This is a genomic window from Sporolactobacillus sp. BBK16-2 (assembly GCF_059878335.1).
The window spans coordinates 2,044,586-2,069,565 of record NZ_CM187611.1; the positions used below are offsets into that span (position 1 = coordinate 2,044,586).

Annotated in this window: 23 protein-coding genes and 1 riboswitch; of the genes, 11 read left to right on the forward strand and 12 right to left on the reverse strand. The window is 41.0% G+C overall.

Going from position 1 to position 24,980, the window contains the following annotated elements; all coding sequences use genetic code 11:
* Positions 1–255 precede the first annotated feature (255 nt).
* Positions 256–2,190 (forward strand): acyltransferase family protein, encoded by a 1,935-nt coding sequence (locus AC6F33_RS10220; RefSeq protein WP_480948327.1) that lies wholly within the window; start codon positions 256–258, stop codon positions 2,188–2,190.
* 39 nt (positions 2,191–2,229) lie between these two features.
* Here the strand turns inward: AC6F33_RS10220 and AC6F33_RS10225 are convergent, their stop codons facing one another.
* Positions 2,230–3,666: an aminotransferase-like domain-containing protein gene (locus AC6F33_RS10225; protein WP_480948328.1), complete on the reverse strand. Its 1,437-nt coding sequence runs from the start codon at positions 3,664–3,666 to the stop codon at positions 2,230–2,232.
* Positions 3,667–3,854: 188 nt separating this feature from the next.
* Here AC6F33_RS10225 and AC6F33_RS10230 point away from each other — a divergent pair, with 188 nt between their 5' ends.
* Together AC6F33_RS10230 and AC6F33_RS10235 are read left to right on the forward strand one after the other, a co-directional pair.
* Positions 3,855–5,216 carry an IS4 family transposase gene (locus tag AC6F33_RS10230; RefSeq protein ID WP_500777065.1) on the forward strand — a complete coding sequence of 454 codons (1,362 nt, stop codon included), beginning with the start codon at positions 3,855–3,857 and terminating at the stop codon, positions 5,214–5,216.
* A 183-nt stretch (positions 5,217–5,399) separates the two neighbouring features.
* Positions 5,400–6,014 (forward strand): LysE/ArgO family amino acid transporter, encoded by a 615-nt coding sequence (locus tag AC6F33_RS10235; RefSeq protein WP_500777066.1) that lies wholly within the window; start codon positions 5,400–5,402, stop codon positions 6,012–6,014.
* Between the two features lie 137 nt (positions 6,015–6,151).
* Here the strand turns inward: AC6F33_RS10235 and AC6F33_RS10240 are convergent, their stop codons facing one another.
* A complete protein-coding gene (locus tag AC6F33_RS10240) occupies positions 6,152–6,424 on the reverse strand; it encodes an IDEAL domain-containing protein (RefSeq protein ID WP_255749693.1) in 273 nt (90 codons plus the stop codon).
* A 207-nt stretch (positions 6,425–6,631) separates the two neighbouring features.
* On the opposite strand from AC6F33_RS10240, the gene AC6F33_RS10245 reads away from it, so the two are divergent.
* Complete coding sequence (locus tag AC6F33_RS10245) at positions 6,632–7,111, forward strand: flavodoxin domain-containing protein (protein WP_255749692.1); 480 nt, start codon at positions 6,632–6,634, stop codon at positions 7,109–7,111.
* Between the two features lie 166 nt (positions 7,112–7,277).
* Here the strand turns inward: AC6F33_RS10245 and AC6F33_RS10250 are convergent, their stop codons facing one another.
* The gene (locus AC6F33_RS10250) at positions 7,278–7,613 is read right to left on the reverse strand and encodes a Type 1 glutamine amidotransferase-like domain-containing protein (RefSeq protein ID WP_500777067.1); all 336 of its coding nucleotides are present in this window, start codon (positions 7,611–7,613) and stop codon (positions 7,278–7,280) included.
* Positions 7,610–8,281 carry a class I SAM-dependent methyltransferase gene (locus AC6F33_RS10255; protein WP_500777068.1) on the reverse strand — a complete coding sequence of 224 codons (672 nt, stop codon included), beginning with the start codon at positions 8,279–8,281 and terminating at the stop codon, positions 7,610–7,612. The genes AC6F33_RS10250 and AC6F33_RS10255 overlap by 4 nt, the downstream gene beginning before the upstream one ends.
* Before the next feature lie 218 nt (positions 8,282–8,499).
* Here AC6F33_RS10255 and AC6F33_RS10260 point away from each other — a divergent pair, with 218 nt between their 5' ends.
* On the forward strand, positions 8,500–9,411 hold the full coding sequence (locus AC6F33_RS10260; RefSeq protein ID WP_255749689.1) for an AEC family transporter: 912 nt from the start codon (positions 8,500–8,502) through the stop codon (positions 9,409–9,411).
* A 125-nt stretch (positions 9,412–9,536) separates the two neighbouring features.
* Here the strand turns inward: AC6F33_RS10260 and AC6F33_RS10265 are convergent, their stop codons facing one another.
* The 3 genes from AC6F33_RS10265 to AC6F33_RS10275 all read right to left on the reverse strand — a co-directional run bounded on the left by AC6F33_RS10265 (position 9,537) and on the right by AC6F33_RS10275 (position 11,604).
* A complete protein-coding gene (locus AC6F33_RS10265; RefSeq protein ID WP_255749688.1) occupies positions 9,537–9,998 on the reverse strand; it encodes a flavodoxin in 462 nt (153 codons plus the stop codon).
* A 204-nt stretch (positions 9,999–10,202) separates the two neighbouring features.
* Positions 10,203–11,189, reverse strand: coding sequence for a 3-oxoacyl-[acyl-carrier-protein] synthase III C-terminal domain-containing protein (locus AC6F33_RS10270; protein ID WP_480948331.1), 987 nt, complete (start codon positions 11,187–11,189; stop codon positions 10,203–10,205).
* 82 nt (positions 11,190–11,271) lie between these two features.
* On the reverse strand, positions 11,272–11,604 hold the full coding sequence (locus AC6F33_RS10275; protein WP_500777069.1) for a hypothetical protein: 333 nt from the start codon (positions 11,602–11,604) through the stop codon (positions 11,272–11,274).
* Positions 11,605–11,666: 62 nt separating this feature from the next.
* A riboswitch (cyclic di-GMP riboswitch) is annotated at positions 11,667–11,749 on the reverse strand.
* 179 nt (positions 11,750–11,928) lie between these two features.
* On the opposite strand from AC6F33_RS10275, the gene AC6F33_RS10280 reads away from it, so the two are divergent.
* Positions 11,929–13,050 carry an IS4 family transposase gene (locus tag AC6F33_RS10280; RefSeq protein ID WP_093669713.1) on the forward strand — a complete coding sequence of 374 codons (1,122 nt, stop codon included), beginning with the start codon at positions 11,929–11,931 and terminating at the stop codon, positions 13,048–13,050.
* Positions 13,051–13,303: 253 nt separating this feature from the next.
* On the opposite strand, the gene AC6F33_RS10285 is transcribed toward AC6F33_RS10280, so the two are convergent.
* The 5 genes from AC6F33_RS10285 to AC6F33_RS10305 form a co-directional block, all read right to left on the reverse strand.
* Positions 13,304–14,206 (reverse strand): VanZ family protein, encoded by a 903-nt coding sequence (locus tag AC6F33_RS10285; RefSeq protein ID WP_480948333.1) that lies wholly within the window; start codon positions 14,204–14,206, stop codon positions 13,304–13,306.
* 380 nt (positions 14,207–14,586) lie between these two features.
* A complete protein-coding gene (locus tag AC6F33_RS10290) occupies positions 14,587–16,176 on the reverse strand; it encodes an APC family permease (RefSeq protein WP_480948334.1) in 1,590 nt (529 codons plus the stop codon).
* A 548-nt stretch (positions 16,177–16,724) separates the two neighbouring features.
* Complete coding sequence (tpx, locus tag AC6F33_RS10295; protein ID WP_255749686.1) at positions 16,725–17,243, reverse strand: thiol peroxidase; 519 nt, start codon at positions 17,241–17,243, stop codon at positions 16,725–16,727.
* A 122-nt stretch (positions 17,244–17,365) separates the two neighbouring features.
* Positions 17,366–17,824 (reverse strand): MarR family winged helix-turn-helix transcriptional regulator, encoded by a 459-nt coding sequence (locus AC6F33_RS10300; protein WP_500777070.1) that lies wholly within the window; start codon positions 17,822–17,824, stop codon positions 17,366–17,368.
* 159 nt (positions 17,825–17,983) lie between these two features.
* Positions 17,984–19,396, reverse strand: a complete 1,413-nt coding sequence (locus AC6F33_RS10305; RefSeq protein WP_500777071.1) for an MFS transporter — start codon at positions 19,394–19,396, stop codon at positions 17,984–17,986.
* A 650-nt stretch (positions 19,397–20,046) separates the two neighbouring features.
* Between AC6F33_RS10305 and AC6F33_RS10310 the strand changes: the two genes are divergently transcribed.
* The 5 genes from AC6F33_RS10310 to leuD all read left to right on the forward strand — a co-directional run bounded on the left by AC6F33_RS10310 (position 20,047) and on the right by leuD (position 24,810).
* Positions 20,047–20,181, forward strand: a complete 135-nt coding sequence (locus AC6F33_RS10310) for a hypothetical protein (RefSeq protein WP_255745308.1) — start codon at positions 20,047–20,049, stop codon at positions 20,179–20,181.
* A gap of 271 nt (positions 20,182–20,452) precedes the next feature.
* A complete protein-coding gene (locus AC6F33_RS10315) occupies positions 20,453–21,616 on the forward strand; it encodes a 2-isopropylmalate synthase (RefSeq protein ID WP_255745310.1) in 1,164 nt (387 codons plus the stop codon).
* 38 nt (positions 21,617–21,654) lie between these two features.
* Positions 21,655–22,746: a 3-isopropylmalate dehydrogenase gene (gene leuB, locus AC6F33_RS10320; protein ID WP_255745311.1), complete on the forward strand. Its 1,092-nt coding sequence runs from the start codon at positions 21,655–21,657 to the stop codon at positions 22,744–22,746.
* Between the two features lie 31 nt (positions 22,747–22,777).
* Entirely contained in the window at positions 22,778–24,187 is a 1,410-nt protein-coding gene (leuC, locus tag AC6F33_RS10325) for a 3-isopropylmalate dehydratase large subunit (protein WP_255745312.1), read from the forward strand.
* A 32-nt stretch (positions 24,188–24,219) separates the two neighbouring features.
* On the forward strand, positions 24,220–24,810 hold the full coding sequence (gene leuD, locus AC6F33_RS10330) for a 3-isopropylmalate dehydratase small subunit (RefSeq protein ID WP_255745314.1): 591 nt from the start codon (positions 24,220–24,222) through the stop codon (positions 24,808–24,810).
* Positions 24,811–24,980 lie beyond the last annotated feature (170 nt).

Genomic DNA, 24,980 nt, shown 5'->3' on the forward strand with positions numbered 1-24,980 from the left:
GAGTATATCATCTTATATGCAACGACTACTTAATATTCTGGATTATTCCAATCCGATTAAAACATTGGCAATAATTACAATCCATTTTTAAATAGATTGAAAAACTTTTTTCATACGGAATGCGTTAAAATAGATATATGGTTATTTGCTTGACTTGAACGGTTTCCGAAAAAAATAAACCCCTAAAATACATAGTCTCGCCTGCCGGTCAGCATCTTGATAACACACAACGTTTCTAAAAGGCGGGTGGTTTTCGTGAAAAATAAACTAAAACATCGCTATATGGGCGGTTTGGACGGATTACGTGCATTGTCCGTTCTTGCGGTTATTGCCTACCATATGAATTTAACCTTTGCCGGCGGTGGATTTTTAGGCGTCGGCATTTTCTTTGTCCTCTCGGGCTACTTAATTACGGATCTTCTCATTCAAGAATGGGAAGATACAAACTCCATTAATCTAAAAAACTTCTGGGTCAGGCGAGCAAAAAGGCTGCTGCCTGCTATGATTTCCGTTTTAGTTGTCATCTTAGGTTATGTCTTTTTCTTTCAACCTGCTCTGCTCCAGGAAACCCGTATGGACGCTGTCGCCGCACTCTTTTATTTCAGCAATTGGTGGTCTGTTTTTCACCAACAGTCCTATTTTGACAGTTTTGCAAATCCATCGCTTCTGAAGCATTTTTGGTCGCTTGCTGTTGAGGAACAATTTTACCTCATCTGGCCATTAATTGTGACCGCTGCTTTACGTATCGGCAAAGGAACGAAGGTTCTTTATGGCATAACTTTATTACTGGCTGCAAGCTCCATTCTCTGCATGGGCTTGATTTACCATACAGGTACTGATCCGAGCCGAGTCTATTATGGCACCGATTCCCGCGCCTTTGCCTTGCTTTTCGGCGCAATTCTGGCTTGCGTGTGGCCAAGTCGGCAGCTTTCCGGATCAGGCAGCAAAGCACTTGGCATTTTCTTAGATGGCATTGGCACATTTGCTTTGATTTTCTTGTTCTTATGTGTTATCTATGTCAATCAGTACGAAGAATTTCTCTATACCGGCGGGTTGGCACTGTTTTCTTTAGTTAGTGTTGTGCTTATTACCGCACTCGCCCATCCTGCAACTTTGCTCGGAAAATGGATCGGAGTAAGACCGCTGCGCTGGATCGGCTTGCGTTCTTACGGTATGTATTTGTGGCATTATCCGATTATTCAGCTCACGACACCGGCAAGTCAGGCTAATGAGGTACATCCTTTACGTATCGTACTGCAGCTCGTTCTAATTTTTGCCGTCTCTGCACTCTCCTACCATTTTATTGAACGGCCTATTCGCCGATTAGGTAAGGGCGGCAGTTGGCAGTTGATCATTCGAAATACCGGTATTGGACTCTGCACACTTTTCTTAATCTTTTATGGGTCTTCATTTCTTGCACAGCATACGAATGCAAAACCGGCAGCTAAACAAAAAGTAAGCGAGAAAGCACTGTCCAAAAATGATTCAGACGAGAAAAAGTCGACGGTATCTATGAAGGATGAGAAAACTTCTGCGAGCAAAGTAAACGGATCAACCATATCTAACCATTCAAAAAAGACGAAGGAGAAAAAATCAAACAAAAAAATTCAACCATCCAAAAAACAACCGTTAAAAAAAGCGGCAGAAAAAGTGAATCAGGAAAAACAGAATAAAGCAGCTGCAAAAGAGAAAACAGCGAAAACGCAGTCTAAAGTTTCCGATAAGCAGGTAACGGCGATCGGCGACTCGGTAATGCTTGGTGCCGAACCCTATCTAAAAGAAGAAATCAAAAACCTAACGATTGATTGCAAGGTTGGCAGACAGTTTCAGGAAGCATTCAACACGATTAATCAAATGAAACAACAAGGTAAATTAAATCAAAATGTTGTGATTGAGCTCGGAACAAATGGCCCGTTTACTCAAGAGCAAATGGATGAATTAATCAAGTTAATCGGACCGGATAAAAATATAGTTCTTATTAATACCCGTGTACCGCGTCAATGGGAATCGATTGTCAACCAAGTTATTCAAAAAACGGATAAAGATCATGAGAATGTTACCTCTGTCGATTGGCATCAAGCAAGTGAAGGACAGAGCAATTACATTGGCGATGACGGTGTTCATCTGTCTGTGACCGGGGCAAAAAAATATTCGGAACTGATTGTTCAGGCAATCCAATCGTTAAAATAAATTAGGATTTTCTCTTAGAATACCGTTTCTGAATTGAATTTAGTCAACTAAATTCACTATTATTTTTCTCAAAGCAGGGATTGCTTGCTCCATTTCTCGTTTTGATACATATGCGTACGATAAACGTAAATGGTGACTTGCACCGCGATCATAGAGGACACCAGGATTTAAAAGAATGCCGCTTGCCAAAGCACACTCAAACAGTGCATTAGGATCAATATTGGGAATCAATTTCAGCCAAATATAAAATCCTCCGCTAGGCTTGCTCCATTCGGCAAGATCGCTAAAATACACAGACAACAAATCGAGCATACGGTCGCGCCGGATTCGTAACTGATCGCGTATATAAGATTCATGCGCCTCATGCATATCGGAACTCATGTACTCTTCTGCTGCCCATTGTGATAAAGCACTTGAGCCGTAATCGTTTTGCATCTTAATGTCGGCTAAGCGATTGATTACTGAACGTTCACCAACAATCCAGCCAATCCTTAATCCGGGACTTAACACTTTGGACAAGCTGCCAATATAAAGGACATTACCAGAGCGATCCATACTCTTCAGCGATGGTGGAGGCGGCGCGTCAATCCAGAGGTCTCGATAAACGTCATCTTCTATGATCGGCAGCCTCATATATTCGCAGGCATTTACTATGGATTTTCTGCGAGCTGCAGTCATTACCTTCCCGGTAGGATTATGAAACGATGGAATGGAGTAGACAATAGTCTTGCCCCATTCCTTTTTTATGTGTGATAAACGATCAACCATTAGTCCCTCGGAATCCATTGGCAAACCATAGAAGCGCATGCCTGAAGATTGAAAAACATGTACCGAATAGAGATAAGAGGGCTTTTCAAGTACAATCGTTGATCCTCGATCTAGTAATCCAATTGAAATAAGCTGGAGTGCCTGCAGAGCACCAGAGACAATAAGTATAGATTCGGGGTCAGCCGCAATTCCTTTTAGCTTCAGGAATTTTGATACTTCTTCTCGAAGTCGAAGATTTCCCTTTGGCTCCGAGTATCCTAAAGATAGACTATGTATTGGCGCATTCAAAAATAGTTTTGCCAACTCATCACTTGGAATCAAATCCGGACTTAGCTCCCCAGTACCAAGCCGAATGATATCTGGAATAAATTCAGCTTGGTTAATGGTGCGAATCATTGGGAGATTCGGCTTGAATTGACCTGCCTCAACATAAGCACCCCAATCGGCAGGTTTTTGTTTCGCCATCAATCCCCATGTATTGTTAATCACTTTGGTACCGCCTCCACGGTTGCCTGCAATCAGTCCTTGAGCCGTCAGCTCCTCGAAGGCCGCAGTCACTGTGCTTCGATTAACCTTTAACCGTTCGGCTAAAGTTCTTTGCGACGGGAGGCGTGAACCGGTTGCCCATTCTCCTGCAGCGATCTGATTTGTTATGTACTCTTCTACTTGTTTTCGAAGTGGTACTGGCGATTTGCGATTTAATTTCAAAGAATAGTCTCCTTTGATTATTTATTTATCAATTACTCAACTTTCGCAGTGTAAAAGTCTGGGAGAATCCTTGATGTAACCTGTTTTGTGAGCTATTCATTAGGGATCTTGACAAAATAGAAAGACACCTTCCTTTTTGGTATAGTGAATTTGACGAAAACACTACCAAAAGAAGAGGTGTCCTCTATATGATAGCGAAAAAGGGTCTGAATAATCAACTGCCAAAAGAAATAAAAGTGACTTTTGATGAGTTGGGTGTGCTCAAACATTTACGTCATGCAGGTATTACGAAAGCGTTTGGCTTTACGTGTGCCTATCTATTTCAACTGGTGTTCTGTCTCATCTTTGAACAGAAAAATTGGTATCGCCTTTTGGAGAGTAAGAAAACAACCCATTATCCTGGAAAAGATGCCGTTTATCGTTTTCTGAATCATTCTCAGTTTGCTTGGCGTCGGTTTCTTCTTTTTTTGAGTACGAGCACGATTCAAAAGGTAAGTACACTGACGGATCATCATCGTCCGAAAGTACTCATCGTTGATGATTCCTCTTTCTATCGACAACGGAGTAAAACAGTTGAACTGCTTGCCCGATGTTTTGATCATGCCTCTCAAAAAATGCGGTACTATAAGGGATTCCGAATGTTAACTTTAGGCTGGTCTGATGGAGCTACATTTATGCCTATTGATTTCTCATTGCTGAGTTCAAAGAAGGCACAAATTAACGGCATTTCTCAGAAGATTGATAAACGCTGTTCCGGCTATAAACGGCGGATGGAAGCTCTTCAAACAGCGCCTGAGCAGATTCCTGCTATGATTGAGCGTGCATTAAAGAGCGGAATCGAAGCCTCTTATGTGCTCATGGATACCTGGTTTACCCAACAGCCTTTGATTCAAGCCATCCGGACAAAAGGAATGGACGTCATCGGTATGGTCAAGGACACTAATCAACGTTATCAGGTGAAGAACAAGCTGGTTGGGTTAAAATCGTTATACCATGCCGCCCCGCCGGTCACTGGTCATCGAACCCTTTTGCGTTCCATCCAAACCACCATGGCCAATGGGATCAGCGTAAAGGTTGTTTTCGTGTCGAACCGCAATAAGAAAAGCGAATGGTTGGCCATTTTGAGTACGGATTGTACGCTAAGCGAACAAGAGATCATTCGTATTTATGGCATGCGATGGGATATAGAAGTGTTTTTCAAAACCACAAAATCCCTGCTGAAGCTTCAAAAAGAGTTTCAAGGCCGATCTTATGATTTGATGATCAGCCATACCACCATTGTCTTTTCTCGTTTTATCCTCTTATCTTGGCAAAATCGCTGCCATACCGATCACCGCACACTCGGAGGCATGTTCTATGAACTCTGCGATGAGGTGAACGAATTAGATTGGGCCGCAGCGCTTGCAGATCTATTCAAAATTTTTGATGATGTGCTTCAGCAGACAAATAAGAGGCTCAACAAATTAATTAAAAGTCAACTCGTACAATGGATGGCTGGTTTACCTAACTATATCAAGGTTTATCTACCTAAATTGGGGTGCGAAAGTTGAGTCAATTACTTTTTCATTATCTTCGGTCAATAAGTTAAATGTAATTATAGCATGAAGAGATCCGAGGAACTGAGGAAGTAGCAACTTTCAATTTGGTTGGTCTATTATTTATCATTTGGCTGGCGACTCTCGCTTGCTTTTGATAAATAATAGTAATGTGATTTTTTTTCGGGGGGATTTTTCATGTTGACTGCACTCATTCACGGTTTTCTTTTATCCTTCAGTTTGATTTTACCGCTTGGTGCTCAGAATGTATTTATCTTTAATCAAGGGGCTCGTTCAACACATCTTACTGAAGCGCTGGCAGCCATTCTTGCCGCCTCGTTATCGGACACCCTGCTTATCTGCTTGGCTGTCGGCGGCGTATCATTATTAATTTTAACTTTTCCATGGCTGGTCACGTCTCTATTTCTTGTTGGCATTCTATTTCTCCTGTTCATTGGCTGGAAAATCTGGAACGATACCCCCATGAACGATGATCAACTAAGTGGTCGACTGTCTGCAAAAAGACAAGTCTTATTCGCTCTCTCCGTATCTTTGCTCAATCCGCATGCTATCCTGGATACAGTCGGCGTGATTGGAACCAATGCGATTCACTACCACGGTGTGAATCAATGGCTCTTCGCACTCGCCTGCGTCTCCGTTTCATGGATATGGTTTTTCAGTCTTGCATTTGCTGGTCATTTAACCGGACGAGCCGCCAAAAACGGACCGCTTTTGCCACTGATCAATAAATGCTCCGCAGTGATGATCTGGGGTGTTGCATTATATCTTTGCTGGACGCTTATTAATTCATAATCTTTATTGAAATTAAAAAATAAAATTATTGTATAGGCATCCGCTTTATTCAGATTTTCAGATCAAAAGTCAAAAATAATAGTTTGGCTTAATTAAATATGTAAGGGCTTACACATAATTAGCCAAACTATTTTTGATTATTCACTCAGCGCAGTTAATTTCTCGAACCAATCCTTGTCATAAGTTGCGAGCGCTAAATCAATCAAGCTGTCTAATTCCGCTCGCGTTAAATCGTCGTTGTCGTGAATGACATCCTCAAAAGAAATTTCCAACCATTTCATTCGCGGATGATTGGCACACTGAGTGACACGCAGCTTGCACCTCTGAAAATCCGGATAAATTGAAGTGATAAATCCAATGCAATCATGTTTCCCCATATATTTTGTGTGAACCCACTGTCCAACTTCCATGGCTGATCGCCTCACTCTGATTCAAGTTGCCTGGCCATCATCACACTCCCAAGGATCTGAGTATCTGTTAATAGCATATGAATTAAATTCGTACTATGCCACACATCAAGACCTGTTTGATCATTAACTTATGCAAAAGAATTAGGGTCATTGACAATTCGTTTATAAAAATTTATATTCAGGATAATTCACTAAGGAGCGGATTTTATGAAAACACTCATCCTGTACGCAACGAAATACGGAACAGCAGAAGTGGTTGCACAAAAGTTATCCAAGGAACTAGACGGAGTTGTTGATTTAGTCAATATAATGATTGAACCTGCACCAAGCCTTGAGCTTTACGACACGGTAATTCTCGGCGGATCCATTTATATGGGCAGAATTCAAAAGCAACTTACTAAGTATATGAAAGAACATATTCATGAGCTTGAAGGGAAGACAATTGGCCTTTATATTTGCGCCGCTCATCCTGAAGAAAGAAAACGCCAAATTGAACTGCAACAAGCATTTCCCGATTCATTAAACCGTAAAGCAGCAGTGAAGGCAATTCTCGGTTACGTTATTAATTTTGAAAAAATGAAACTAATTGATAAGTTAATCATGCGCAAGGTCAAAGGTGACAGCAACAGTAACGCTGAGTTTTATGAGAATCGAATACGCTCATTTTGCCAATCACTGCACGCTTGATATACACGATAAAAATTACGGCATAATTCTTAAAGGTTTCTGCGAATCGCTTAAAAAGAAAAAGGCCGGATTTAATCCTATTATATGGAAGAGAAGATCATCTTTTTGATACAGAGCTGTTCCTTCTGGCAAAGCAATAACAGGTTGTTGATTGTACTGAACATATTTAGAAATTTTTTCCATTATCTTCCTGAAAATGGCATGCCATTGAGAATCCGGAGATGAGATTTAATCCATTTAGATCATCATTTAGTTGCTGGAAGGTGTCAATTGTTTTACCAAGGACAATAGCCCCTGCGCTTTGACCGTAGATAATACCGCCATGATGAAAATAACGCTGCAGCAATTCGCCGAATCCGTTGTTGAAATGGTAAAGCAGTTTTTCTGCCGATCCGCCGCTCATATAAATCGCTGAAAAAATGCTCAAATCTGTTAGGTTTTTGCTATCTATATTTGTCCACATGGTCGTCCTCTCTGAGTCATAAGTTTTCTGATCGCTCATTGTCGATCCGCCTGAATCATATAGCCGCTTTTATACCATTCAAGATCCTTCAGATTTGCATGCCACCCTCTTTTTCGGTACTCCCCTAAAATCTGATCAGGTTCAAGACTGTTTCTCATTCTTGGGTTGTTTTTCATGTACCACCCCATCTGTCGTATTCCGGATTTAACGAGCAAACTGATATCATCAAAATAGCGGTCAGTATCCTCAATAAACATAAAAACATCCCGACTCACTAAATAGTCAATACTCTGTTTCGCAAATAAATCATGAAGCTTACAGATATCCGCATGGATAAAGGTGAACTTGTGGTTGCTTAAAAGTTTGGTTAATTCTAATGCACAATTTTTATCTTGGTCCAGACCAAAAACTAGATTGATCTTCTGCTGGTTCAACAAATAGCTGCTAATAAATCCTCCCCCACAACCCAAATCAAGAATTACGCCCGACAATTCATTGAAATAACTATAGATACGTTGATTATAGAAATAGGCTGCAGCTTGCTGATTCACATGATTTTCACTGCCGCATTTTGAACATCTAATTATTCTTCCAAACGTCGTTTGATCCCATGGATGATGGGCACTTTGCAAAACGCTGCATTCAGCGCCGCATTTGCTGCAAAATGTTCCCCAAATCATATTTTTATGTTCATGAAAAATGATCATCACCCGCCATCTTTAAACTTGCTTCACATCTTACATTATTATAATTTTAACCGCTGTTCTCGTTGAAATCTGCTAATCGCACAAAATAAGTCATTTCTAGCGTATCTCGTGCTATGATAGAGAAAATAGTTTCACGTTTCACACCTTGTTTAGGAAAAAAATCGGCGAAAGTTCATGAACCATGATCATATCGTTCTTGCTGATTCGGAGGTATCTTAATGACCGCTTATATAAATCTTCTCACATCTATCAGTGTTCCAATTTTAATTATTTGTGTATGCGGAGCCATTCTTCAGAAGAAGCGAAACAGCGTTGACACCAAACTGCTCGCCGATATTAGTTTATACATACTCGCACCCGCACTTATTTTAAATGCATTGTCCGAATCACATTTAAAGGGCACCAATGTCATTCACATTTTTTTGTTCTCGGTCATCATGACAGCTGTTTTATGGTTGGTTGCGATGCTAACTGCTAAGCTATTCCGCTTCCCAGAACCAAGTGCCAGAGCACTTACCTTAACTGTCGTCTTCAGTAATGCGAATAATTACGGACTTCCCGTGTTGCTGCTGGCATTCGGTCAAACTGGATTTTCTCTCGGAGCAGTATATGTTATCGGGCAAATTATTCTTGTTAATATTCTCGGTATGTATATTGCATCACGAGCTGCGATGAGCGGCAAACAATCAATACTCCATATTCTTAAATCGCCGCTCATCTATGCCTGTCTTGTTGGTGCACTGTTGGCAGTCACTCATTTGCATTTACCCATCGGAACCGCAACCGCTGTTCAAATGCTCGGTACGGCATATCCGGTTCTGGTACTGCTAATTTTAGGCGTAAAGCTGGGCAGCACAAAATTTTCAGGCGTTTGGCGCCGCGAGGTATGGATCGGCGTCTTTCTCCGTCTGCTTATCGTCCCGATCATTGCTAAATTAGTTTTGTTTTCACTCGGAATTCATGGCATGCTCGCTTCTGTCCTCTTTGTAGAAATCAGCATGCCTGCTGCAGTAAACAGTGTCATGCTGATCGAGAAATTTGATGGGGACTCAGAGCTTGCTTCACTAATCGTTACCATCACAACAATTCTCAGCTTCATCTATCTCCCTTTTTTAATTTACATTGGTTAACTGGCAATTTGCAAGAAAGTTATTGTTAAACGGAGTATAAATTAGAAAAGGACGTTATTTACAATAGTTTACGATGCAGAAAAAAAGCAGACCATTTGATCTGCCTTTCGCTTACTTTTTTATATTCAATCTTTTTCTCTTTTTGCGAGAATCTTTCTCGCAAAAGATTCACCTAATTGTATTGCCTTGCCCTGCTCTTCTTTAGTCATCGAAAGCTCAACTTTGAAGTTGTCCTCAATAATTTCCGCTCCACAGTGTTCAAGTGCTTCTTGAATGGTATCTACAGCAGCAGCAAAGAGCCCATAGCTGCTGTCACCGGAGCCGAAACAAGCGGCAGCTTTTCCTTTAAGATCATTCTCGCTAATTGTGTCAAGAAAATCTTCAACTGAGTATGGAAGATCGCCCATTCCATCAGTGAAGCTGCCAAACATAATCCCATTGTAATCATTCAATTCTGACGCTGATAAGTTTAAAACGTCTTTAACGGCCGGATCAATCCCCACACGCTTAACACCCTCAGCTATTTTTTGCGCCATTTCTTCAGTGTTACCTGTCTCACTGGCATAGACAATTAGAATATCTGCCATTATATACGAACCTTCTTTCAAGCCTTGATTTTAATTGATAATGAATTTCATTTTCATTAAAATGATACCATTTTTGTTCCTCATGTTAAATACCCAGAATGATTATTCTAGGTAAAGGTACTTCAAGATTTCTATAACGACAAAAAAATCCGAGCCACTAATATCATTTAGCTCAGACTTGTTCGTGCATCTATAAAGGATTATTCAATAACGTATAAGAACGGCTATGTTTTGTGATCCGGCACCAATCGTCCAGAACATGACATAGTCACCTCTCTTCACACTTCCTTGGCTCAGTGCTTCGTAAAAAGCAATAAACGGACTGCTCGCTCCCGTATAGCCATATTCATTGCCAATAAAGAGTGAGCGTGATTCATCAATGCCGAGTAATTTTCGAAGATCAACAATATTGGCATATGCATACTGAGAGAAACAGAACATACTCACATCATTTGGTGAGAGTTGGTTTTCCATAAGCAGTTCGCGCATGTTCCTTGCAGCTGAATCAAGCGAGACATTTTCAAAGGGCTTCCATTCAAGCAGTCTTTCATTCTTTGATGCTTCACGAATTCTAGATGCTCCGCCACTGGGAAACAGAATATTATTATGTTCACTCGAATTAATCCGGCATCTTGCGCCAAGAAATCCTCGATCTTCTTTTGTCTTCTCTAATATTATGGCACATGCAGCATCGCCAAAATGCCCATAACAAAGTTCATTATCCGGATTAACGACTGAATTAATGTAATCTGATCCAACAATTAAGGCACGATTAACGTTTGGTGAGAGTGCCATATATTTTGCTGCATTCTCAAATGATAAAATCATTCCGGCGCAATTTCCATTAAGATCAAGACAGACGCATTCAGGTTTACCACCGATAGCCTGGTGAAGATGAATGGAGCTTGGCGGCACAGTATTTTCCGGAAAAAAGCTGGCAAGAACGATCAGATCAAGATCAGCACCACTGATTCCAGTTTTATTCAATACTTTGTTAGCTGCGGTTATCGCCATGGTCAGACTGTTCTCTTTTTCTGAGTCAATCAAATACCGCTTATCCATTCCAATAATATCTCTGAAAAAATGAGTATAGTCTTTTCCTTTTTGCTTAAAATGGTTGATGTATGTATCATTGGAAACAACTCTTTCTCCGTGATACATTTCAATCCCTAATAAGTTCACATTGATCACAAGTGCACTCCTCCATGAGCCAAAGATGATTCATTGATCGAGATAAGATTTTTATTGCAGCACCTAAACATCTATCTTTCTATCAAAGCAATTTGAATTGGGTAAGCCCTGCTTCTTTGGCTAACCGTTTAATTTGCATCTTAACAACTGCGCTCTTTCCCAAGTCCATGGTTATGTTCTGGAAACCCATGTCCTTGTACATTGCAATAATATTAGTGAGCATACCAACCATTTCTTGCGATGATACTCTTAGTTTGGAACCATCCAGCATTAGATTACATGTTGGTGGATTTACTTGGGCAGCGGCTTTTTTGAATTCTTCAATATACCCAGATGCATCCTCCATTGTAAAAACGCCTTCACACATGACACTGATGTCGTTACCTGTTGTCACTACACTGTATTTCCCCATCATATAAACCCCCACTATTTATTAACAAAAAAAGCCGTGACATGTTGATCACAGCTTCTATGTCCAATGGTAACCCGGCTGTCTTTGCTTTCGCATTAGACCCGTGGCTTTGCGTCCTAATCTTTCGGTTAGTTTGCTTTTGTCAGTTATTCAATTGGTAATAATTATCAATTTTTAATACTATTGTATTACTAGCGTTGCGTTAATTATTTCTAATCATTCATAATACTATGAATGTTCAAAAATATAGTGGTTTCCAAACAAAATAATCCTTTATAATGGAAGAATAGGTGATTCCTATCCAAATCCAAAAATAAAGGACTACGCATGGATAAGGATACACAATTCTCTTCATTTAAACAATGGTTACATCCAATTAATTTTCAACAACTTGACCAAACGGTCAAGGAAAAACAAAGCGATAAATACGTAAAAAAGCTGACAACTAAAGCCTATATCTTGCTTTTCTTATACGCACATCTTCACCAAGAAGACAGTCTGCATTCACTCTCAACTCGTGTTTTGGATGATAAGCTACAAGAAGCAATCGGCTTTTCGTCCATCAGTGCGGCTCAGTTATCCAGGAAAAATAATGCGGTCGATTCACAGCTTCTAGCGAACATCTTTCTTGAACTTGTTGCTAAAATCAAGAAAAAAAAGAAACCAGATCTCACGAATTCTCTTAAAATAGTGGATTCTACTACAGTCACGCTGAATTCAAATCAATTTCCATGGGCTCATTTTCGAAAAACGAAAAGCGGTGTCAAACTTCATCTTCGGTTGGCATTTATGGGTAAGGGACAAATATTCCCTGAAAAAGCCGTCATTACAACCGCTCAAGTTCATGATCGAACACAGTTAGACGTCCTTGTAGATGAAAAGAATGCCATGTATGTTTTCGACCGCGGCTACATTGATTATCAGGCATTTGATCGTTTCTCAGAAGAGGGAATGTTTTTCGTCTCTCGTTTGAAAAAGAATGCAGTGACTCAAGTGCTTCATTCTTATGATGTTCCAGAAGATAGCGGCATCATCACGGATCAAATGATCCGATTAGGTGACGTATTACACAGGGCAGACAACGCTTTTCGTTTAATTACCGTGCTAGATGATCAAGGAAAAACGATACGTATTGTGACGAATCGTTTTGATCTTGCTTCAACAGAGATTAGCGAAATCTATAAAGCCCGATGGGCTATTGAACTGTTCTTTAAATGGATCAAACAACATGTGCGTATCAAAAAGTTTTATGGAAAAAGCAAAGAAGCGATTCAAAACCAAATCTATCTTGCGCTGATTTATCACTGTTTGATGGTACTCATTCAACAGGAAACAGAGACAAAGCACTCACTGCTTCAACTTAACCGATGGTTAAAGGCATTGCTTTGGCAATCCGGCAAAAAACTGATTCAGCGTATTAAATTTCAAAAGAAACCAAAGGTTACCTAGAAAAAAGGTTCAGTCGCTGTTGTCTCTGAATTAATTGGATAATATTGTAAATATGGATAGGATCACCTCTTGAGTGGTTATTGAGTTTTTTGATTCAGGAAGATCCAATCTAATTCTGAATATTCGTATATTTAAGGAACTAATTTTTATGCAACGCTAGTACTATTGTATCGTATAATTTTTTACGATATTAGTTAAGAGTACTAAGTATTGGTTCTTTTTTCACATTATATTTCGTAAATACATTGCAACTTTAACGAACAATAACAATGTCTGCAATAAATGTGGTAGGAAGTTGTTTTCCCCAAACACGAATCTTCTCATGTTCATTGAATTGCCGCATTCGGTTCAACGATATTTTCTTTAAAGTGATTTTAGATAAATTACTATGGTCTGTCTCCTTCTCCAAATACAATTTTGTCGATTTATCAATCGAAATGGTTACCTGCATACTCCCCTGATCAGGATCTGTTTTCATAATTAAATCATGCGTATTCCCACGAAGAAATGATCCAGTGTATTCAGGAATACCAAGAGTGACACCGATCATGTCTCTGTTGATATTTGCTGATCCGGCAAGCGTCATTCCATCATTATTAAATAAAAACAGGCAAAGGCTAATTAAAAGAGTCATTAAAAAAATACGCGTGTTCCGATTTATGTGATGCATGGAAAACCATTCACATAAAAGATGCCAAAGCGAGAAACCAAGTATACTTCCCAAGACATGTAGAATCAGATCATCCACATCACTGCGTCCGGTCATTGATGCATATTTGACCAATTCAATTGTAAATGAGATAGCAAAGGAAATGAAGATAAATTGCTCAAATTCCATCGACTTTTTTCTTAGTGTCGGCACAAGAAAGCCCATAGGTATAAAGAATGCAAACGACTGGAATGTACGCAGCAAAGCGGTTTGATAACCGGGATCACGATGATCTGATAAGTAAAACAGAGTATTGATCCGATTCATCGGAACCCAATTAATAGAACGAGAGTTTCTCCAATCCAGACCATGCTCAAATAGATTAACTTTTAGCAGAAAATACAAGTATATAAGAAACAGCAACCATAACATGAATTTAAAGAAGAGATGCAAATCCATCCATTTTCTTGCTTTAGCCCAATCATTGACTTTCAATCTATGAATCATTTTGCTTTCCCTTCCTTTTCATCCATGTGCTGAATATGCTCCTTGATTACATAATAAGTTTGCACTTTCACTATCAACTCAGATTTCGTTCTTGTCAGTAATAATAGAGTTATTCCCTGTTTTTTGAAAAAATGTACATAGATGTCCATTTTATGCGTATGGAATCAATTAGTGTGATGAAATCCACTGCACATGGAATAACTCCTTTCTGAACACTATTAAAGCATTCAAAAAGGAGCTTTCTGTTGAAAAAATTCTTATTTATTTCTTAAGATTTTTCTGTTAAGGATTAAAGACAGGTCGTTGAACTTAAAAAGGCATCATCTTCTCTAATCGAAGTGATGCCTTTTCCTTTATTCATAGCAAATTGATTTTATAATCTAAACGTTCTGCTTACGCATAGCATCCTCACGTTTTTTCAATTGTTCAGTCTGCCAGCCGCTTTTAATTCCCCAAATATAGAAAAGATAACTAAACAAGGAAATGACAAGGAAATCACAGCCAAACGGTATAAGGTCAATTCCGCCAAATTTGCTGCTGCCAAGCCAAGAAATTAAAACCATAAATCCAAGGTAAACCAACAGCCATATTCCCGCTTTAAGATCCTTCATGAAGCCTTCAAAGTGGTACTTCGCTTGATAATAAAAATAAATAGGCAATCCGATCAAAATAATAAAAGTAACTTTTCCTGTCAACGGCCAAGTTGCCCAATAATAAATCATTGAAGCCGCAATAAAAGCAATTGGAGCAATAATATGCATACCCTTGATTCGAAGCGGACTGCTCATATCTCGACCGAATTTTCGAAATACCATGACGCAAATCGGTCCGGTAACGTAAGAAATCAATGTGGCGACTGAGATGACACTGGCAAGCGAACCCCAACCGCGAAACAAGAATAAAAAGAGGTAGGAAACGCCAAGGTTGAGCCACATTGCTGCGCGAGGCACGCCGAACGCACTATTCACCTTGCCGAAAATATGTGGAAAAAACCCATTACGTTCCATGCCGTAAATCATCCGAGCAGTTGTTGCCGTATAAGTGATTCCTGTTCCAGATGGCGAAATGAACGCATCTGCAAACAACAGAAGAACAAGCCAATTAAGGCCAAGAGCCATCGCTAAATCGGCAAATGGCGAGCTGAGATTAAGATGTGCCCACCCATGGGTGAGCATCCCAGGAGTCACTCCACCGATAAACGCGACTTGAAGCGCCACATAAATCACCCCGGCAATCAGTATGGAGCTGATCACCGCAATCGGAATCGCTCGTCCCGGATTTTTCGCTTCGCCGGCTAAGTTGATCGGACTCTGAAATCCGTTAAATGCGAATACGATACCAGAGGTTGCGACAGCAGTCAAAACACCTGACCAGCCGTTTGGCATAAATCCGCCATATTGAGTATTAACAAAATTATGTGTGTGAAAACCGGCAAGTACAACACCAATAATCGCTGCCGATGGGATAATGAATTTAAAAACGGTAATTACTGAATTGACCTTCGCAAATAATTGAATGGTGAAATAGTTTAATAGAAAGTAGACAAAAACAAGCAATGCAGCAACTAAAAGGCCGGATCCGGTCAGCTCCGCTCCGTCATATAAGTGATGTGCCCATTCAAAGTTCCACGAACTTAAGTATTGTGTTGAAGCGACCGCTTCAACAGGGATAACGGAAACTATAGCAATCCAGTTTGCCCATCCGGTGATAAAGCCGACCAGTGATCCGTGAGAAAATTGTCCATAACGAACCATTCCGCCGGCAGCCGGAAACATCGATCCAAGTTCCGCAAAAGTGAGCCCGATAAATAGAATTAGTACCATGCCTATGATCCAGGAATAAATAGCTGCAGGTCCTGCAACACTAGCCGCTTTCCATGAGCCAAAGAGCCATCCGGAACCAATAATTGATCCCAGTCCTGTCATCGTGAGCGCAAATGTACGCATTTCGCGACGCATGCTGTTTTTCATAATGTACACACACCTTCTGTTTTTTCTCTATCTGAATAGCACTATGTGTGTGACTCTCATCGCTTTCCTAAACTTTACTAGAAATGAAATGGTCCTCATTTAATTGCTGACTCTGCTTTCTTGTTGATAAGCAAATACTACCGTTTTGAACGAAATCGGTTTTCGAAAAAAGACAAATTCCATGTTCAGTTTATCTTAAAACACACAATTTGTTTCTCAGGATCAAATGAGATATCTGAAGCCCGATCGTGGGTTTTTTGTTCCTTTTTTCACAAAAAACTTTTATCCGTTACCATAGTAGTGCAAATCGACTGACCACTGATAAAAATAATTCATTTGTTTGCTAAGATCACTTGAGAAGTCACACGCACTTTTTGAGTTATAAAAAACATTATAACGGATTATGAACAATTACTCAAAATGTTACATAAATTAAGTACGTTTACATGCAGAAAAAAACGTGCTTTATCAGCACGCGATTTGTTATCACTTATCTTTTTCATGTATTTTCCACATTGACATGATTCTATGCAGTTCTTTAAGAAATTTTACAGAAGTGTTTTTACAGCGCTAAGAGCAGCGTCGTAATCCGGATGCTCAGTCATCTCTTTTAAGTACTGTACATAACGAATCGTATTGTTTTTATCGAGGATGAAAATCGAACGCATATCAAGCTGCAATTCCTTGATCAGGACACCGTAGCTTTTTCCAAAAGAATGGAGCTTATAATCCGAGAGTGTATCCAGATTTTCAATCCCTGCTACCGTACAGAAACGACTCTGCGCGAATGGCAAGTCTACAGAAATTGTAAGTACAGCAACTTGATCGCCTAATTCTGCGGCAGCTTCATTAAAACGTCGAGTCTGCGCATCACAAACCTTTGTATCTAATGAAGGTACAACAGATATGAGTTTGATCTTATCTCCATAATCTGAGAGGCTTGCTTCTTCCATAAGATCTTTATTAACAGTAAACTCCGGTGCTTTATCTCCTGCCTTCAACTCAGGTCCGATTAATGTAATAGGGTTTCCGCCAACTGTTGCAACTCCGGTACGTTCTTCACTCATGTAAAAAACCTCCAATGTATGTTTTTTTGTTGCTTTCAATCCTTTTGTACTTAATTTTTAGCGGGCAGCACCTCCTTAAATTTTGCGAAATATAATTTCGCGAAATTTTTATGTTAAAAAAATTATTCACTTGGTCTGTTTTCACTAAAATTAGCAACGTGGTTGGTCAATATTTTGATCTTCTCGTTTAGTTTTTGTATCTCTTCCATCGTCATTCCACTTGATTGTGCCAGTGCTAAAGGGATGCACACAGCCTCTTTTTGGAGTGCGGTACCCTGGTTCGTCAAATGGATGTTCACCACTCGCTCATCTTCTTGAGTACGCTCCCGTAGAATAAGTCCTTTCCCTTCCATTCGTTTGAGCAGCGGTGTTAAAGTCCCGGAATCGAGTTCCAGTTTCTCACCCAATTGTTTCACAGTACGTTCACTGTTTTCCCATAGTACGAGTAAAACAAGATATTGAGGATAAGTAATTCCTAACTTCTTTAAAAGTGGCTGGTACATGCGTGAGATTGCACGTGAGCAAGCATATATGGAAAAGCATAAATGATCTTGAAGAGAAAACACTGGTTCCAATGACATCCCGCCTTATTAATTTTTCACAATTAAATTGTACACAATATTAATAGTAACTTCAATTTTTTTGATTTTCCTTTCATTATTAAACACAAATAAGCATCCACCGCTTAAAACTTAAACGATGAATGCTCATAATTACAACGAATCATTACTGATTCCATGTTATTTAAGAATTTGCTGCTTTGTTTCTGGGCCCCACATAACTGTTAAAAATGCAACGATTGCAAGAAAAATACCGATAAGAATAAATACAGAGAGAACGCCTTGGTTAATGAGCAGCCAAGCAACTGCATAAGGCGTCACGATGGTAAAAAGTCGTCCGACAGCCTGAGCAGTTCCATTCCCACGCATACGAATCTGCGTTGAAAACAGTTCAGGCACATAAATTGAAAGTCCGACAGCCATGAGAATATAGAGACATACCGTCATAAGAAATCCAACCGTCATGATTGCAATCGGTTGATGCTGGAAGGCGTAAATGTAACCTAAAACGGCCGTCATAACAAATGCGCAGACAATTATCCATTTCCGACCAATTCGATCAACCATCATACGGCCAATCAGCGCACCGATTGGAGCACCAATCATCATGAGTGCTGTATAGCCGAGCGATTTTGAAACGGTAATACCACTGTTTACGAGCAGCGTCGGCACCCATGTGACGAAAGTATACGCTGCGGTGTTGATCGCAGCCAAGATCAGACATCCGAGAATGGTACGCCTGATCATTGTTTTACCAAATAGTTCACGATATCGTCCCTGCTTTGTAACAATCTGATTAACTGAATTTGTATCTGAATGCGCAGCACATATTCCTTTTTCCGCAGCCTCCTTCTCAAATAATTCGACAATCTGTTCCGCCTTTCTAAATTTTCCTTGAGAAAAATACCATCTCGGAGACTCAGGGAGACTGCGTCTGAAATACCAGACAATAATTGAGAGAACACCGGCGATTGCAAACATCCATCGCCACCCAATTGATGGAATAATCATGAACCCGAGAAAGGTAGCGATCGGGGCGGAACAATTAGCAAATACAGATAATCCGCCAACCCATTTTCCACGTGAACCGGCAGGCACAAATTCTGCTAGTAAAGCGAATCCCGTGACGATTTCAGCACCAAGACCTATGCCGCTGATTCCTCGAAGCACGATGAGTGTGGTCATATTCGGTGCGAAAAAGCTTGCGAGCGAAGCCAATCCAAAGATTAATAGATTGATTTGATAGGCAAACTGGCGTCCTTTCCAGTCTCCGATAAAACCTGTAATTATTGATCCAATAAACAAGCCGATAAATGTTGTCGAAATAAAAGTCGCGTTCAGTGCAAGCGACGACCACCCGGTTTGCACGAGCTGCCCAAGAACACCTCCTGCCAGGTAAACGTCAAAACCATCAAGCACCATTCCTAAGGTGATTAATGTGAAAATGCGATACATCGTTTTGGTCACGGGAAGATTATTAATGCGCGCTTCTAGTTCCTGTCTCTGCTGCTCTGAATAATGATCCTGTTCCATTTCATTAGTCTTTTGTTTGCTTCGTACCTTTTGACTGATTACTGCACCTTCCGAATTCATAACCAAACATCCTCTCTTTTTTGATCATCCTGTTAAGCGATCATTCTCTCTCTGATTCTCTCTGAATTGTTCAATAAAACTAAATGAGTCTTCCTATTTGCGGTTTTTCTGCCGCATATCTCCCCTCTCTGCATATAAAAGACAAAAAAAGTGTAAAAAAATAACCCATTCATGAATGAATGGGTAGTAACTACTAATCTTTTGTCCCACACAGAACATGAACAGGACACGAATCCTCCCGCTGCGTTCCGTACGGTTGCTGTGTCCTACTAATGAATGAAGTTAGGCTGCGGCAAATCAACTAGCCCTTGCAACAATTCAGTTAGCAGGTTTTGCAATCGACGGAACATGCTCATTGGTAGGCTTCCTTTCACAACGTTTTTTCGAGTAGTGTCAGTCTACTCCTTGCAATTTACATTTGTCAACAGCATTCTGAAAAACAAGTGGTTAATATTTTTTAACACAAGAACAATTAATCTTTTATTTAATTTTACATTTGAATTGAAATGCATTCATGTCAACAGTTACAACCAACGTTCATGATTAAGCACGCTCTATTTTTCTAAAGAGACTGTTGACAAAAAAATATATCTCTGTATTATTGGGAGCACAAACATTTTTTACGACAACTTAAACGAATGAGTAAAGCAATGAAAAGGAAAAAGCGATCAGATGAGAAGCTTGCAGAGAGCCGGAGTATGGTGGAATCCGGCAGCCTCGCTGATTGCGTACTCGCCTTTGAGCGCCGATTTGAAATGCATCTTAGTAGAATCGGCCAAGTGTGACCGCACTTGTTATCAAAACAGACATTCCGAATCATCGGATTGCCGTTGAGTCGATATTCATGAGAATATCGAAAAGCCGGGTGGTACCGTGAAATGAGTCCATACAAGTCCTTTCACCCCTGCATCTGATCGTTTTTTGCGATTAGTGCGTGGAGTGAAGGGACTTTTTTATTTATTTCGATGCGCCGAGAATTCAGCATTTTCGGATTCTCTGACTATAAAAAAATGCGCAAAACCAAAACAGAAACAATTCAAGGAAAGGAGAACGAAAATGGAAAAGGTTGAAATTTACGACACAACACTCCGTGACGGAGAGCAATCCCCAGGCTGCAGCCTGAATGAACATGAAAAAGTGCAGGTGGCTCAGCAATTGGAACGCCTGAATGTGGATGTCATTGAAGCCGGGTTTCCTGCAGCATCGCCTGATGACTTCAAAGCAGTTCATAACATCTCGAATATCGTTAAAAACAGTACTGTTACCGGTCTTGCCCGATCAAAAAAGGCTGATATTGATGCGGCATGGGAAGCCCTGAAACAGACCGCAAATCCACGCATTCACGTGTTTATAGCAACATCACCGGTACACATGACCTATAAACTGCGCATGAAGCCTGAAGAAGTTATGGAAACGGCAGCCGCATCGGTCAGATATGCACGCCAATACTTTCCACAGGTTGAGTTTTCTTGTGAGGATGCCACCCGCAGTGATTATGCCTTTATGTCACGAGTCGTCCAAGCGGCAATTGAGGCAGGTGCTTCAATTATTAATCTACCGGATACGGTGGGCTACTGCTCTCCTCAGGAATACGCAACAATGTTTCAATATGTTAAAAAGCATGTGCCGAACATCGATGAAGTTCGTCTTTCCTGCCATTGCCATAATGACTTAGGTATGGCCACAGCAAATACGCTTGCCTCTGTTAACGCAGGCGTGCGACAAATTGAATGCACCGTCAATGGTGTCGGTGAACGCGCCGGTAATGTTGCACTTGAAGAAATCGGTGTCGCGCTTCATGTTCGCCAAGACTTTTACAAAGTGAAGACCCAACTGAAACTTGATGAAATTGCAAAAACGAGCAGAATGGTCAGTCAATTAATGAATAGCCCTGTATCAGCCACCAAAGCAGTTGTCGGTGCCAATGCCTTTGCTCATGAAGCTGGGATCCATCAAGACGGCGTATTAAAGAATCCCAAAACCTACGAAATCATTTCACCGTCCCTGATCGGCCTTGATTCCGGAACGCTCGTGCTCGGCAAACATTCCGGACGCCACGCTTTCAGAAACAAGGCGATCGAAATGGGTGTTCATTTAACAGATCAGCAGATTGATCAATCTTTTCGAGAGTTTAAAAACCTCGCAGATCAAAAAAAACAACTCACAGATCATGACTTTCGATCACTTTTTTCCAAATATGAGAAAACGATGGCGCGTTAATACAGCCAACAATTTCAAGATAGAGAGAGTTGATTCAAATGACAAAAACTATTACTGTTCTGCCCGGTGACGGCATTGGTCCGGAAGTTACTGGATCTGCAGTACGCGTCCTTCGTTCCGTCTTGGACAAGAGCAGGAATAAGATCCGATTCGTGGAAAAGAAAATAGGCGGAGCTGCCATTGATGCTTATGGAACACCGCTTCCTCAAGACACTATTGATCAATGCAAGCAGTGTGATGCGATCCTGTTGGGGGCCGTCGGAGGACCAAAATGGAATCAGCAGTCTATGAAGTTGAGACCGGAGCAAGGCCTGCTTGGCATCCGGAAAACAATGGGCTTATTTGCCAATCTTCGTCCGGTAAAGGCCTTTCAGGCATTGATTCATTCCTCACCGATCAAACGTTCATTCGTTGAAAATGTCGATTTAGTCATCGTACGCGAATTAACCGGCGGTCTCTATTTCGGTCGTCCAAGCGAACGTCGAGGGACAAATAAAGAACAAGTTGTTGATACACTCGCCTACAGCCAATTCGAGATTGAGAGGGTTGTCGAAAAGGCTTTTCAATTGGCGATGAAAAGACGTAAAAAGCTAACTTCGATTGATAAAGCAAATGTATTGGAATCCAGCCGAATGTGGCGTGAAGTCGTAAATGAAACGGCAAAATGCTACCCGGAAGTAGAAGTCTATCATCAGCTCGTTGATTCAATGGCGATGCAGCTGATCACCAATCCGGCCCAATTTGATGTACTCGTCACCGAGAATATGTTCGGCGATATATTAAGCGACGAAGCATCCGTGATTACCGGCTCCTTAGGCATGATGCCTTCTGCCAGTCTCAGATCCGATAAAGTCGGTTTGTACGAACCGGCTCATGGATCAGCACCGGATATTGCCGGACAAGGAAAAGCGAATCCACTGGCAACCATTTTGTCGGCAGCCTTACTCCTTCGCTATTCGTTAGACATGGAGCAAGAAGCAGCGCGAATTGAGGAGGCTGTTCGTGATGTTCTGAACCAGGGCTACCGTACGTGTGATCTGCAGACAGGGCAACAGGATGAGAAAGTGTTAAATACAGAGGAAATGACTGATCGAGTGATTAACGAGATAAATAAGGCAACGATTGCTTAATAAACCAACATTTTACGAGGAGGAACAACATATGCAGCCCCGCAATATTATTGAAAAAATATGGGATCAGCATCTGATTCATAAAGAAGCCGGAAAACCGGATTTACTTTATATCGATCTTCATCTTGTTCACGAGGTCACGTCTCCGCAAGCGTTTGAAGGTCTTCGTATGAATCATCGAACCGTTAGACGCCCGGATCGAACATTTGCAACCGTCGATCATAATGTCCCGACATCAGAAAACAGAGAAACAAAAGATTCAGTTTCAAAGATTCAAATTGAAACGCTGCAAAAAAACTGCAAGGAATTTGGGGTTGAACTGGCTGATATATACAGTCCTTATCAAGGCATTGTTCATGTCATCGGTCCGCAACTCGGTCTGACGCAGCCTGGGAAAACCATTGTCTGCGGAGACAGCCATACCTCAACTCATGGCGCATTCGGTGCCATCGCCTTTGGGATCGGCACGAGTGAAGTGGAGCATGTTCTTGCGACTCAGACCTTATGGCAGAAACGTCCGAAAACGATGCAGATCAAGGTCAATGGTAAATTGGGAATCGGTGTAGGTGCCAAAGATTTGATTCTCGCGATTATTGCTAAATACGGTATTTCAGTGGGAACCGGACATATCGTCGAATATACGGGAGAAGCAATTCGGGATCTGTCAATGGAGGAACGTATGACCGTTTGCAATATGTCTATTGAAGCAGGCGCAAAAGCTGGTTTAATCAGTCCCGACCAGACCACGATTGACTATTTACGTGGCAGACGTTTCTCACCAAAAGGAGCCAAGTTTGATAAAGCTGCTCAGAAATGGCTGGCGCTCGCAAGCGATGACGATGCAGCCTACGATCGTACCATTGAAATCAATGCTGCTGAAATCGAGCCTCAAGTCACATGGGGAACCAACCCCTCAATGGGCGCTTCAGTTAATGATACGGTTCCGGATCCGGAAAGCTTTGACACGGAAGACAAAAGGCAGGCGGCAAAAAAAGCGCTCGCTTATATGGATCTCAAGCCGGGAACACCAATACACGCTATTCCAATTGATGTTGTATTTATCGGCTCCTGTACCAATAGCCGGATCAGCGATCTGCGCCAGGCTGCAGAAGTCGCGCGAGGAAAGCATGTCCATGAAGGTGTACGTGCATTGATTGTACCGGGTTCCTATGCAATTAAAAAACAGGCTGAATCTGAAGGTTTAGATCAAATTTTTAAATCCGCCGGTTTTGAATGGCGTCAAGCCGGATGCAGCATGTGCCTGGCAATGAACGATGACATTGTACCGGCAGGAAAGCGCTGTGCATCGACATCGAATCGTAATTTTGAAGGACGTCAGGGTACCGGATCACGCACACATCTTGTAAGTCCGGCTATGGCAGCAGCAGCAGCAATCAGTGGCCATTTTGCTGATATCCGTTCGTTTGCTGTTGCCCAATAAAATAATGAAAAATAGATTTGGAGGAACTAAAAATGGAACCCTTTCAAACGTTTGAAGGACTCGTCTGTCCACTTGATCGTACGAATGTAGATACAGATCAAATTATTCCGAAACAATTTCTGAAACGTGTCGAACGAAAAGGCTTCGGCTCCTGTCTTTTCTATAATTGGCGCTTCGATGAAAATGGAAACAAAAAAACAGATTTTGTTCTCAATCAGCCAAAGTATACTCAATCATCCATTCTTGTTGCTCGTGACAATTTCGGTTGCGGTTCGTCGCGGGAACATGCGCCATGGGCACTTCAAGATTATGGATTCCGAGTGATCATCGCGCCAAGCTTCGCTGACATTTTTTATAATAACTGTCAAAAGAACGGTATTCTTGCCATTCGGCTTGGCGCTGATCTTGTGAACAAACTTATTCAACATGCGACTCAAGAAACATTCAGGCTCACAGTGGACTTGAAGCAACAGAAACTATCAGCACCGGGCTTCGATGAATCCTTTACTGTTGATCCTTATCAAAAAGAACTGTTGCTGAAGGGCTTGGACGAGATCGCAATCACCATGACCTATGAAAATGAGATCACTGCTTACGAAAAAGAACAAGAAGTCGCTCAATAATGAGATAATAATCTTCCACCTCCTAATTAGGAGGTTTTTTTAATTTAAGTCTGCCACTCAACACGGGCTCTCTACATGCATCAACTCATGCTCATTCTTGAATTCGTGGATAGAGTCCTTGGTTTCTCCTAGCGTCACACAGTAATAATAAAAGCAGAACATTCTTCTAA

Bases quoted from the DNA above. Each gene is read 5' to 3' on its own strand.
- AC6F33_RS10230 (WP_500777065.1), top strand. From the start codon at position 3,855: ATGATAGCGAAAAAGGGTCTGAATAATCAACTGCCAAAAGAAATAAAA.
- AC6F33_RS10235 (WP_500777066.1), top strand. From the start codon at position 5,400: ATGTTGACTGCACTCATTCACGGTTTTCTTTTATCCTTCAGTTTGATT.
- AC6F33_RS10240 (WP_255749693.1), bottom strand. From the start codon at position 6,424: ATGGAAGTTGGACAGTGGGTTCACACAAAATATATGGGGAAACATGAT.
- AC6F33_RS10245 (WP_255749692.1), top strand. From the start codon at position 6,632: ATGAAAACACTCATCCTGTACGCAACGAAATACGGAACAGCAGAAGTG.
- AC6F33_RS10250 (WP_500777067.1), bottom strand. From the start codon at position 7,613: ATGAGCGATCAGAAAACTTATGACTCAGAGAGGACGACCATGTGGACA.
- AC6F33_RS10255 (WP_500777068.1), bottom strand. From the start codon at position 8,281: ATGATCATTTTTCATGAACATAAAAATATGATTTGGGGAACATTTTGC.
- AC6F33_RS10260 (WP_255749689.1), top strand. From the start codon at position 8,500: ATGACCGCTTATATAAATCTTCTCACATCTATCAGTGTTCCAATTTTA.
- AC6F33_RS10265 (WP_255749688.1), bottom strand. From the start codon at position 9,998: ATGGCAGATATTCTAATTGTCTATGCCAGTGAGACAGGTAACACTGAA.
- AC6F33_RS10275 (WP_500777069.1), bottom strand. From the start codon at position 11,604: ATGATGGGGAAATACAGTGTAGTGACAACAGGTAACGACATCAGTGTC.
- AC6F33_RS10280 (WP_093669713.1), top strand. From the start codon at position 11,929: ATGGATAAGGATACACAATTCTCTTCATTTAAACAATGGTTACATCCA.
- AC6F33_RS10285 (WP_480948333.1), bottom strand. From the start codon at position 14,206: ATGATTCATAGATTGAAAGTCAATGATTGGGCTAAAGCAAGAAAATGG.
- AC6F33_RS10290 (WP_480948334.1), bottom strand. From the start codon at position 16,176: ATGAAAAACAGCATGCGTCGCGAAATGCGTACATTTGCGCTCACGATG.
- tpx (WP_255749686.1), bottom strand. From the start codon at position 17,243: ATGAGTGAAGAACGTACCGGAGTTGCAACAGTTGGCGGAAACCCTATT.
- AC6F33_RS10300 (WP_500777070.1), bottom strand. From the start codon at position 17,824: ATGTCATTGGAACCAGTGTTTTCTCTTCAAGATCATTTATGCTTTTCC.
- AC6F33_RS10305 (WP_500777071.1), bottom strand. From the start codon at position 19,396: ATGAATTCGGAAGGTGCAGTAATCAGTCAAAAGGTACGAAGCAAACAA.
- AC6F33_RS10310 (WP_255745308.1), top strand. From the start codon at position 20,047: ATGAAAAGGAAAAAGCGATCAGATGAGAAGCTTGCAGAGAGCCGGAGT.
- AC6F33_RS10315 (WP_255745310.1), top strand. From the start codon at position 20,453: ATGGAAAAGGTTGAAATTTACGACACAACACTCCGTGACGGAGAGCAA.
- leuB (WP_255745311.1), top strand. From the start codon at position 21,655: ATGACAAAAACTATTACTGTTCTGCCCGGTGACGGCATTGGTCCGGAA.
- leuC (WP_255745312.1), top strand. From the start codon at position 22,778: ATGCAGCCCCGCAATATTATTGAAAAAATATGGGATCAGCATCTGATT.
- leuD (WP_255745314.1), top strand. From the start codon at position 24,220: ATGGAACCCTTTCAAACGTTTGAAGGACTCGTCTGTCCACTTGATCGT.